Raw genomic sequence first — 11006 nt, 5'->3', positions numbered from 1 at the left:
CGGTAGACCCTCGTTGATACGCGGCAAGAGGCCCGCAGGCGCCCGAAAATCGCGGCGCCTGCCGCCTTCGCGGGTCTGGACAGGTGGCATCGCGGGCGCGGCATGGCAAGAGTGCGCTGCGGCGCGGCGCACCGGACACGCGCGCGTGTTGCCGAAAGGGGCAGGGGGGCGCGTGCGATCAAGCGCAAGGGGAGGCCAGCGACAAGAGCGCGGCCACGGCGTCGTTACGCTGCCGGCGTTCCTCCATCGTGCGCTGTGGGGCACCTGGGCTTCGGGCTGCGCGCAATACTGGTCAATTGTCCATGATCGCCGCGCGGTCTCTCCTGCCGTGGGGCGAGATGCTCCATCATGGCGCCAATCGCCCCGTTGCCATCGCCCGACGATCTTGCCACTATTGTATACAAGAGTGCGAAATGAGGGGGTAAAATGCGGTTCGTTTCACTGTGTCTGGCCGGGGTCTCCTCGCTTGCCGGAGCGGCCCTGCTGGCGGTGGGGCCGGCCCAGGCGGGGGAGGACGTGCTCTACGCGCCGCCCGCCAGGTGGGTCGAGCCCTACAAGGACAAGGACATCGACACCGCGGGCAAGACCCCGCTGGCGCTCTACGACGTGCAACAGCGCATCGAGAGCGGGGTGCTGAGCATCTATGTCGACCGCGCGATCAAGCTCGATGCGCCGCAGGCGCTCACCCAGGCGGGGACGAGTTCGGCCGCCTGGCAGCCCGACAAGGGCGATCTCATCGTCCATCGGGTCCAGATCCTGCGCGGCGGCCAGGTGATCGACGTGCTGGCGGGCGGGGCGAAATACACCGTGCTGCGGCGCGAGACGCAGCTTGAACAGCGCACGCTCGACGGCGCGCTGACCGCGACGCTGGCGGTGCCCGGCCTGCAGATGGGCGACGTGCTGCGCATCGCTTATACCCAGACCATCCACGACCCCACGCTCAAGGGCGAGGTCCAGCTGACCAACCCGCTCATCGCCGCCCCGACCGAGGCGGGTTTCGCGCGCGAGATCATTTCCTGGCCCAAGGCCGAACACGTCGTGTGGAAGACCGGGCCGGGGACGGTCGCGGTCAAGGAGAGCGAGATTGCGGGCGACCATCGCCTGACCATCGCCTTGCCGCTGGCCAAGCCCGAGGACATGCCCGAGGATGCGCCGGTGCGCTATCGTCGCCCCTCGGCGATCCAGGCCGGCACGTTCCGGGGCTGGGCCGAGGTTTCGCAGATCTTCGCGCCGCTCTACGATCCCAAGGGGACCATCGCCGAAGGGAGCGCGCTCGCGGGCGAAGTGGCGCGCATTGCGGGGCAGAGCGCCGATCCGCTGACCCGCGCGGCGCTCGCCACGCAGCTCGTCCAGGACCAGATCAGCTACCAGATGAACGGCATGGCGACCGGCAACTACGTGCCGCAGACGCCCGAGCAGACCTGGCAGCTGCGCTACGGTGATTGCAAGGCCAAGACCTACCTGCTGCTTGCGCTGCTCGATGCCCTGCAGATCGCGGCCGAACCGGTGCTCGTCAATTCGAGCGCGAGCGATGCGGTGCCCGATCTTCTGCCGATGCCCAACGCCTTCGATCACGTGCTCGTGCGGGCAACGATCGCGGGAGGCGAATACTGGCTCGATGGCACTTCGGCGGGCACGCGGCTGGCGAATCTGGGCGATACGCCGGGCTTTCGCAATGGCCTGCCGCTGCGGCGCGCGGGCGCCGAACTCATGGCCATCGCGCCGCGCGTGCCGCGTGTGCCGCAGGCGCGGGTCGCGCTTACCTTCGACGAGCGTGGCGGGATCGACCTGCCCACGCTGGTGACCGCAAGGGCCAGCCTGTCGGGTGCGATCGGGGCCAATCTCGGCGCGATCGTGGCGCAAGTGAGCGAGAAACAGAAAGACGAGATCATCGAAAAATTCGCGGGTTCCACTTTGCCCAATCTGGTGATCACCGGCGGCTCGCTCAGCTACGATGCCGACAGCGCGACCGCGCATATCGACGTGACCGGCATCCAGAGCGGCAACTGGGAACGCCAGGGCGTGCGCAAGCGCGAGGATTTCGGCGACCTGCCGAGCAAGGACGTGACCTTCAACCCCGACCGTGCCCGCGCCCTGTGGAAGGACATGCCGGTGAACCTGGGCTTCGCCTCGAACCAGGTCACCGAGCTGACCGTGCTCTTGCCCGAGGACGAGGACGGCTACCTCCTGCGCGGTCGGCCCGATCTCGACATGACGTTCGCGGGCAACCGCCTGCAGCGCACGGCAACCCTGACCGACCATCGCCTGCACGTGGTGGAATCGGTGGAATCGCTGGGCGGCGAGTTGCCCGCGGGCGAGATCGCGGCGGAAAAGGGCAAGGCCGCGCGCATCGCCAATTCGGCGGTGTTCCTGCTTTCGCCGGCCGATGCGGTGCGCCAGTGGCAGTTGGGCCTGCCTGAGTACCGCGCTCGCATCGCGCCTTACGAGGAAGCCTACGCCAAGGCCATCGCGCGCGAGCCCGACGATGCCGATGCCTACCTCAATCGCGCCAGCTTCCGCTGGGGTACGACCGATCTGGCCGGCGCGCTCAAGGACTTCGACAAGGCGATCGAGCTTGATCCCTCGGCTGCCACCTATCGCCGCCGCGCCTTGCTCAAGAGGGTTATGGGCAATTTCGAGGCGGGGCTGCTCGATGCGCGCAAGGCCTTCGAGCTGGATCCTTCAGCGCAATCGGCGCGGGCGCTGGCCGGCGTGCTGGGGCGCACCGGAAAGACGCAGGAAGCGCTGGCGCTGATCGACGAGTTCGACGATTACGGCGAACAGCACCCCTCGTTCGTCGAGGTGCGGGCCGACGTGCTGGCCTATGGCGGCCGCGCGCAGGACGGGCTCGATGCGATCAACGCGCTGATCGAGGAACGCCCTGGGCAGGCCTACCTCTACAATTCCTCGTGCTGGTTTCGCGCGCGCTTCAAGGTTGGCGAGGACACCATGATCGACGCCTGCAACAAGGCGGTCGAACAATCGGGCATGGCCTCGGCCGCGCTCGACAGCCGCGCGCTTGCCTGGCTCCAGCTGGGCGATCCGGGGAAGGCCAAGGCCGATGCCGACGCCGCGCTGGCGCTGGCGCCCGACCAGACCTCGACCCGCTACTTCCGCGCGATCGCGCTGCGCCGCATGGGCGATGGCAGCGGTGACAGCTACATCGCCTACCTCGCCAAGATCCAGCCGGGGCAGGTGCGTGACTTCGAAAGCTATGGTCTGAAGCCTTAGAGCGGTCGATTCGCCTGTCTCCTGTCAGTCGCAGTCGACCATCGCCCCGGCACGGCTGCGGGCCACGAGGCGGGCGATGAAATCGAGCTTGGCGACGACCGCCTCCGTCAGGTGGAAAGGGTAGGCATCGCCCAGGCCCATCGAGCGGTTGAGCGTGTTGAGCGCGAAGGCGATCGGTTCCATGTGTGCGGTGAGCGTGGCGCCATCGGCGCGATAGGGATCGAAGGAGACGGCTACGTCGCCTTGCACCGTCCCGTCGCCGGGCAGGTGGAGGCTGAGGTCGAAACCCTGCGCGCTGGCCTGGAGGTCGACCATGTGCAGGTAGTGCGCCCAGGTCTCGGCAAAGTCCTCCCACGGGTGCGCGGTGGCATAGGCGCTGACGTAAGCCTGGGTCCACACGGTGTCCGAGGCGCCGCTGTAATGATCGGCGATGGCCTGCTGGTAATCGATCCGTTCATCCCCGAAGAGGCGGCGGAATTCCTCCAGCGCCTGCGCGTTGGGTTCAACCAGCCGCGCCCAGTAGTGATGGCCCACTTCGTGCCGGAAATGGCCGAGCAGGGTGCGGTAGGGTTCGCCCATCGACTGGCGGATGCGTTCGCGCTGCGCATCGTCGGCCTCGATCAGGTTGAGCGTGATGAGCCCCGCCTCGTGCCCGGTCATGACCTGGGGCGTGCCCGCGTTCTCGGCCGATGGGTCGTAGAGGAAATCGAAGGCGAGGCCCTGGTGGCGGGGCGTCTCCTGGGCCTTGGTCTCGAGCGGGAGGCCGAGCTTGAGGACGGTGTGCACCATGCGCCGCTTGGCGGCCTCGATCCGGGCCCAGCGCGGCGGGACCGAAGGCTCGGCCAGATCGGGGATGGTGCGGTTGTGGCGGCAGGCGCGGCACAGCGGCGTGGCTTCGTCCTCGCCCACCATCCAGTTGCAGATCGCGTAGTCGTTGTTGTTGGCGCAGACCACGACGGCGCGCCGCGCACCGCTGGCATCGCGCCAGGTCGTGGCGGCATCGGTGAGGTGGCAGAAGGCGTCGATCTGCGGGTCGTAGCCGAGCGTCGCGGCGCAATGCGGACAGATGCGGGCTTCGAAGTGGATCGGCTGGTGGCAAGAAGGGCAGGCGAACGCGCGCATTGGGAAGGTTCCTGGTCGAATGGATCGTGCTCTAGATATTTGTTTTTACGCATTTTCTGAACCGTCAGGTGATTCCACCTGACTGGGAAATGCTTTAACGCACCGCGTCCGGCTTGGGTCCAGAGCCTGCCGGTGTGTTGCCAATCTGGCACTGGCAACACCATCGCAAAGGTTACCCCTTGCGGGTGCTTGGCGAAACGTGGAACCAGGTCTAGGCGTCACGCATTGCCCGTGATGAGCGCGAAAAGACCGGAGAAAGTTCATGTCCAAGCCCCCCAAGGCCCAATCGTACAGTGGCTCGGCTGGTGGCTGGGGATCGTTGCGGGGCATTTCGCGCATCGAACGTTCGCAAAAGGCCAAGCCCGCCGCGCTCGACACGCTGCGCCAGCTCAACAAGCCGGGTGGGACGATGTGTACCTCGTGCGCCTGGGTGAAGTCGGCCGAGCCCAAGCCTTTCGAGTTTTGCGAAAATGGCGCCAAGGCAACGCTATGGGACCTTACCAGCGACCGTTGCACGCCCGATTTCTTCGCCGCGCACACGGTGAGCGAGCTGGCCGGATGGTCGGACTACGAGCTGGAGATGACCGGGCGGCTGACCACGCCGATGCGCTATGATCCGGTCAGTGACCACTACGTGCCGACCAGCTGGAGCGAGGCGTTCTCGGCAATCGGGGCGAAGCTGCGCACGCTCGATCCAAAGGGCGTGACCTTCTACGCCAGCGGCAAGGCCGCGCTCGAACCCAGCTACCTCTACGCGATCTTCGCGCGCATGTACGGCAACAACCACCTGCCCGACAGTTCGAACATGTGCCACGAGACGACTTCGGTCGGGCTTCGCAAGGTTACCGGATCGTCCGTGGGCACCTGCCAGATGGAGGATTTCGAACACTGCGATGCGATTTTCTACCTCGGCCAGAATCCGGGGACGAACTCGCCGCGTATCCTCCACCCCTTGCAGAAGGCGGTGAAGCGCGGGTGCAAGATCGTGGTGTTCAACCCGCTCAAGGAAAAGGCGCTTACCGAGTTTCGCAGCCCGCAGAACCCCTTGCAGATGACCTTCGGCAAGGCGACGAAGATGAGCCACCTCTACCTCCAGGTGCGTCCGGGCGGGGACATCGCGGCGTTGATGGGCACCTGCAAGCGCGTGCTCGAACGCGACGAGAAGGCACAGGCGATGGGCGTGCGGCGCGTGCTCGACACCGCCTTCCTCGACCAGCACACGCACGGGCTCGAGGATTTCCTCGAAAAGCTGGCGGCGACCTCGTGGGAGGAACTGGAGGAAGCGAGCGGTGTGACCCGCGCCGAAATGGAAGCGGCGGGCGACATCTACGCCGACAGTTCCAAGGTCATCGGCATCTACGGCATGGGGCTGACCCAGCACGTCCACGGCAGCCAGGCGATCGGCCTGCTCGTCAACCTGCTGCTGCTGGGCGGCAACATGGGCCGCCAGGGCGCGGGCTGTTCGCCGATCCGCGGCCACTCCAACGTGCAGGGCCAGCGCACGGTGGGCATCACCGAGAAGGTCGCGCTCGCCCCGGTCGAGAAGTACCGCGAGGTGCTTGGCCTCGAAACCCCGGCCGAGGACGGGCACACGACGGTCGAATTCCTCGAGGCGCTGATCGCGGGGACCAACACCGGCTACATCGGGCTTGGCGGCAACCTCGCGCGGGCGGTGCCCGATCACGACCGGGTCTATCCCGCCTGGCGCACGATGGAGCTGACCGTCCATATCGCCACCAAGCTCAACAAGACGCACTGCATGCCGGGCAAGGCTTCGTGGCTGCTGCCTTGCCTCGTGCGCGCCGAGGAGGACATCCAGGCAACGGGCAACCAGTGGGTTTCGATCGAGGACAGCTTCAGCCACGTCTCGGCCTCGAAGGGCAAGCGCAAGCCCGCGAGCGAGGACCTGATGAGCGAGACGGCGATCATCTGCGAACTGGCCAAGGCCACGCTCGATCCCAATCCGCGCTGGAAGTGGGACGCCTGGCGCGGGGATTACGCGCGCATCCGCGATCTCATTGCGCAGACCTATCCCGAGCAGTTCTACGACATGGAACGGCGCATGCACGAGCCCAGCGGGTTCTACCGGGGCAATCCGGCGCACGAGCGCATCTGGAAGACCCAGAGCGGCAAGGCCGAGTTCACTACCCCCACGGTCCTCAACGCCTGCGGCATCCGCGACCATCCCGGCGGGATGCACCTGGTCACGCTGCGTTCGAACGATCAGTTCAACACCACCATCTACGGCTTTTCGGACCGTCTGCGCGGGCTCGAGGGTAACCGCATGATCGTGCTCATCAGTCCTGAGGAAATCGTCCGGCTGGGCCTGCACGAATATCAGGAAGTCTCGCTCGTTACCGAAGTGGGCGATGGAATCGAGCGGCGCGTGTCGGGGCTTTCGGTGCGCGCCTACGATCTGCCCAAGGGCGCCGTGGTGGGCTATTTTCCCGAGCTCAACCCGCTCGTCCCGCTCGAATACCACGAGGAACTGGCCAAGACCCCGGCGAGCAAGGGCGTGCCGGTCCGGATCGAGGTCTGACGCTGGGGATACGTCGAGGGGCATGATCCTGAGGTTTTTCGTGTTTTGGAACGATTCACGGCCCTCGTGACTTTCCTTTGCGTATAGCCGATACCTGTCCGGCCATCGGGTGCGCTCGGGCGGCGCCTCGTGCGCGGTGTCGCGGTGATCGCCGCACCTGCGCGCGGTGTCGTGCCGCGTGGCCAAGCCCGGCCGATCCCCGAAATCCCGAGGAACCCCGTTCGTCATGACCAAACCCGCAACTCCCGAAACCGATCCTTTTGCGCTGTCGCGCCGCGGTGTCCTGGCCAGCACCGCCGCAGGGGTCGCTTCCGGAGCCTTGGGTGTGGGGCTGGCGGCGCCAGCCCAGGCCGTCGCGCGCCGCGTCGAGACCGCGCGGGTGGCTTTCACCCTGAACGGCGAGCCGTGCGACCTGACGCTCGATACCCGCACCACGTTGCTCGACGCGCTGCGCGAGCATCTCCACCTCACCGGGACCAAGAAGGGGTGCGATCAGGGCCAGTGCGGGGCGTGCACGGTCATCGTCAACGGGGCGCGGATCAACGCCTGCCTCTCGCTCGCGATCATGCACGAGGGCGATACGGTGACGACGATCGAGGGGCTGGGGACGCCCGAGGACCTGCACCCGATGCAGGCGGCTTTCGTGAAGCACGACGGCTACCAGTGCGGCTATTGCACGCCGGGGCAGATCTGTTCGGCGGTGTCGGTGCTCCAGGAAATTGCGGCTGGCGTGCCGAGCCACGTGACCGGCGATCTGACCGCGGCGATGGAGCCGAGCAACCTTGAAATGCGCGAGCGCATGAGCGGCAACATCTGTCGCTGCGGCGCCTATTCGAACATTGCGCAAGCCATGGCCGAAGCCGCCGCGGGAGAGCGCGCATGAGGCCGTTCACCTACGAACGCGTCGGGACGGCGCTCGAGGCCGCTGAGGCCGCCGCGCGCCGTCCGGGCGCGACGTTCATCGCGGGTGGCACCAACCTGCTCGACCTCATGAAGCTCGAGATCGAAGCCCCGCTCCACCTGATCGACGTGACGCGCACCGGGCTTGGCGTGATCGCGGAAACCGATGAAGGCGGCCTTCGCATCGGGGCGATGGTCAGCAACACCGCGCTCGCCAGCGATCCGCGGATCAAGCGCGATTACGCGCTGCTCGCCCGCGCGATCGTCGCCGGGGCCTCGGGCCAGCTGCGCAACAAGGCGACGACGGCGGGCAACCTGCTCCAGCGCACGCGCTGTTCCTATTTCTACGACACCGATCAGCCCTGCAACAAGCGCCGCCCCGGCAGTGGATGCCCGGCGGTCGGCGGGGTGAGCCGCCAGCTCGGCATCCTGGGGGTGAGCGAGCACTGCATCGCAACCTATCCCGGCGACATGGCGGTGGCGCTGCGGGTGCTCGACGCCGTGGTCGAGACGGTGCGCGCCGACGGCACCTTGCGCACGATCCCGATTGCCGATTTCCACCGCCTGTGGGGCGATACCCCGCACATCGAGACCGCGCTCGAACCGGGCGAGGTGATTACGGCGGTGGTTCTGCCCGCACCGCTTGGCGGCGCGCATCTCTATCACAAGGTGCGCGACCGGCGCTCCTATGCCTTTGCGCTCGTCTCGGTCGCCGCCGTGCTCGATGGCGAAGGGTGCGGGCGCTTTGCGGTCGGCGGCGTGGCGCCGCGCCCCTGGCGTGTGGCCGAGGCGGACGCGGCCTTGCCCGATGCGGCCGAGGCGGCCCGTCTGTTGACGCAAGGCGCGCGCACCACCGCGCAGAATGCGTTCAAGGTGGAACTCGTCGCGCGCACGCTGGCCGGCGTTGTGGCTGAGGCGAAGGGAGAGGTCGCATGAAGTTCACCCAGCCCGCAGGCGATACGCTGATCGATCGCCAGCGCGTGGTAGGCCAGCCTACCCCGCGCATCGATGGTCCGCTCAAGGTCACGGGACAGGCGCCCTACGCCTATGAACGGCACGACATCATCGCCGATCCGCTGGTCGGCTACGTGGTCGGCGCGAGCATTGCCAAGGGGCGCATCGTGTCTTTCGATCTGGCTGAGGCCGAGGCGCAGCCCGGCGTCGTCACGATCCTGACCAGCACCGAGCGCGAGCCGCTGGCGCTGGGCATCGGCAACGCTACGGTCTTGTTCGGCGGGGACGAGGTTCACCACTACCACCAGGCGGTTGCGCTGGTGGTGGCCGAGAGCTTCGAACAGGCGCGCGCGGCGGCCGCCTTCGTGCAGGTCGCCTACGAACGGATGGAGGGCCATTACGATCTTGGCGCCGTGGCCGATACCGCCCCGTTCGAGACCACCGGCCAAGGCGCGCCGGACGTCAGCGCGCGCGGCGATTTCGATGCGGCCTTCGCGCGTGCGCCGGTCACGCTCGACGTGACCTACTCCACGCCCGATGAAAGCCACGCGATGATGGAGCCCCACGCGACGATGGCCGCGTGGCAGGGCGAGAAGCTGACCTTGTGGACATCGAACCAGATGATCGCCTGGACCAAGCAGTCGATCGCCGAGGTGCTGGGGATCGAGGAGGCCAACGTGCGGGTCGACTGCCCCTATCTGGGGGGTGGTTTCGGCGGCAAGCTGTTCCTGCGCGCCGATGCGGTGCTGGCCGCGCTCGGTGCGCGCACGGTGCGCCGCCCGGTCAAGATCATGCTGACCCGCGCGCTGATCTTCAACAACACCACCCACCGCCACGCGACGATCCAGCGCCTGCGGCTGGGAGCCGAGCGCGACGGGCGGCTGACCGCGTTCTCGCACGTCAGCACTTCGGGCAACCTGCCGGGCGGCGAGGGCGAGGGCGCGGTGGCGCAGAGCCGGCTGCTCTACGCCGCGCCCAACCGCTACACCGCGCACCGTCTCGCCACGCTCGACCTGCCCGAAGGCGCCTCGATGCGGGCTCCTGGCGAAGCGCCGGGACTGATGGCGCTCGAAGGGGCGATGGATGAATTGGCGGAAAAGCTGGGCATCGACCCGATCGCGCTGCGCATCGCCAACGACACCGGGGTGGACCCGGAAAACCCCGAGCGGCGCTATTCGAGCCGCAAGCTCGTCGAATGCCTCGAAACCGGGGCGCAGGCGTTCGGGTGGGAGGGGCGCAACCGCGTGCCCGGTGCCCGGCGCGAGGGGCGCTGGCTGGTCGGGCAGGGCATGGCCGTGGGCTTTCGCAATTCGATCCCGCGCACCTCTTCGGCGCGCGTGCGGCTCTCGGGCGAAGGGCGCCTGACGGTCGAGACCGACATGACCGACATCGGCACGGGGACCTACACCATCCTCGCGCAGACGGCNGCGAAGGGCGCCTGACGGTCGAGACCGACATGACCGACATCGGCACGGGGACCTACACCATCCTCGCGCAGACGGCGGCCGAGGTGATGGGGCTGCCACTCTCGGCGGTTTCGGTCACGCTGGGCGATTCCGATCATCCCGCAGGGCCCGGCTCGGGCGGCCAATGGGGCGCGGCCAATTCCACCTCGAGCGTCTACGCCGCCTGCGTCAAGCTGCGCGCGGCGGTGGCGCACAAGCTCGGGCTCGATCCCGAAAGGTCTGATTTCCTTGATGGCGAAGTGCGCGCGGGCAACCGCAGCTACCCGCTCGGCGCGGCGGCAGGCGGGGGGGAACTGGTCGTGGAGGACACGCTCGAATACGGCGATCTCGACCAGACCTACCAGCAATCGACTTTCGCGGCGCACTTTGTGGAGATCGCGGTCGATGCCTATACCGGGGAAACCGCGGTGCGCCGGATGCTGGCGGTGTGCGAGGCGGGGCGCATCCTCAACCCGATCTCGGCGCGCAGCCAGGTGATCGGGGCGATGACGATGGGGCTGGGCGCGGCGCTGACCGAGGAACTGGCGGTCGACACCCGGCTCGGCTTTTTCGTCAACCACGATCTTGCCGGATACGAAGTGCCGGTCCACGCCGACGTGCCGCACCAGGAGGTGATCTTCCTCGACACGCTCGACCCGATCGCTTCGCCGATGAAGGCCAAGGGGGTGGGCGAACTGGGCCTGTGCGGGGTGGGTGCGGCGATCGCCAACGCGTTCTACAACGCAACCGGGGTGCGCGTGCGCAACTACCCGATCACGCTCGACAAGTACCTCGACAAGCTGCCGCCGGTCTAG

Annotated in this window: 5 protein-coding genes and 1 pseudogene; 5 read left to right on the top strand and 1 reads right to left on the bottom strand. The window is 67.5% G+C overall.

The window, feature by feature from the left end:
• Positions 1-426: 426 nt before the first annotated feature.
• The gene (locus MTR62_RS06270) at positions 427-3231 is read left to right on the top strand and encodes a DUF3857 domain-containing protein (protein WP_244018092.1); all 2805 of its coding nucleotides are present in this window, start codon (positions 427-429) and stop codon (positions 3229-3231) included.
• Positions 3232-3255: 24 nt separating this feature from the next.
• Here MTR62_RS06270 and MTR62_RS06265 read toward each other — a convergent pair whose 3' ends face one another.
• Positions 3256-4353: a zinc-binding metallopeptidase family protein gene (locus MTR62_RS06265; protein ID WP_244018090.1), complete on the bottom strand. Its 1098-nt coding sequence runs from the start codon at positions 4351-4353 to the stop codon at positions 3256-3258.
• Between the two features lie 262 nt (positions 4354-4615).
• On the opposite strand from MTR62_RS06265, the gene MTR62_RS06260 reads away from it, so the two are divergent.
• The 4 genes and pseudogenes from MTR62_RS06260 to MTR62_RS06245 all read left to right on the top strand — a co-directional run bounded on the left by MTR62_RS06260 (position 4616) and on the right by MTR62_RS06245 (position 11006).
• Positions 4616-6892, top strand: a complete 2277-nt coding sequence (locus tag MTR62_RS06260) for an FdhF/YdeP family oxidoreductase (protein ID WP_244018088.1) — start codon at positions 4616-4618, stop codon at positions 6890-6892.
• Between the two features lie 226 nt (positions 6893-7118).
• Positions 7119-7775 (top strand): aldehyde dehydrogenase iron-sulfur subunit PaoA, encoded by a 657-nt coding sequence (paoA, locus tag MTR62_RS06255; RefSeq protein WP_244018086.1) that lies wholly within the window; start codon positions 7119-7121, stop codon positions 7773-7775.
• Positions 7772-8728, top strand: coding sequence for an FAD binding domain-containing protein (locus MTR62_RS06250; RefSeq protein ID WP_244018084.1), 957 nt, complete (start codon positions 7772-7774; stop codon positions 8726-8728). Before paoA ends, MTR62_RS06250 begins: the two co-directional genes overlap by 4 nt.
• Positions 8725-11006 (top strand): annotated as a pseudogene (locus MTR62_RS06245) (molybdopterin cofactor-binding domain-containing protein). Before MTR62_RS06250 ends, MTR62_RS06245 begins: the two are co-directional and overlap by 4 nt.

This window comes from Novosphingobium organovorum (assembly GCF_022832435.1).
GTDB lineage: Bacteria > Pseudomonadota > Alphaproteobacteria > Sphingomonadales > Sphingomonadaceae > Novosphingobium > Novosphingobium organovorum.
This window is presented reverse-complemented; position numbering and strand designations above follow the sequence as displayed.

Coding starts and splice junctions, on each gene's coding strand:
- MTR62_RS06270 (WP_244018092.1), top strand. CDS start 427: ATGCGGTTCGTTTCACTGTGTCTGGCCGGGGTCTCCTCGCTTGCCGGA.
- MTR62_RS06265 (WP_244018090.1), bottom strand. CDS start 4,353: ATGCGCGCGTTCGCCTGCCCTTCTTGCCACCAGCCGATCCACTTCGAA.
- MTR62_RS06260 (WP_244018088.1), top strand. CDS start 4,616: ATGTCCAAGCCCCCCAAGGCCCAATCGTACAGTGGCTCGGCTGGTGGC.
- paoA (WP_244018086.1), top strand. CDS start 7,119: ATGACCAAACCCGCAACTCCCGAAACCGATCCTTTTGCGCTGTCGCGC.
- MTR62_RS06250 (WP_244018084.1), top strand. CDS start 7,772: ATGAGGCCGTTCACCTACGAACGCGTCGGGACGGCGCTCGAGGCCGCT.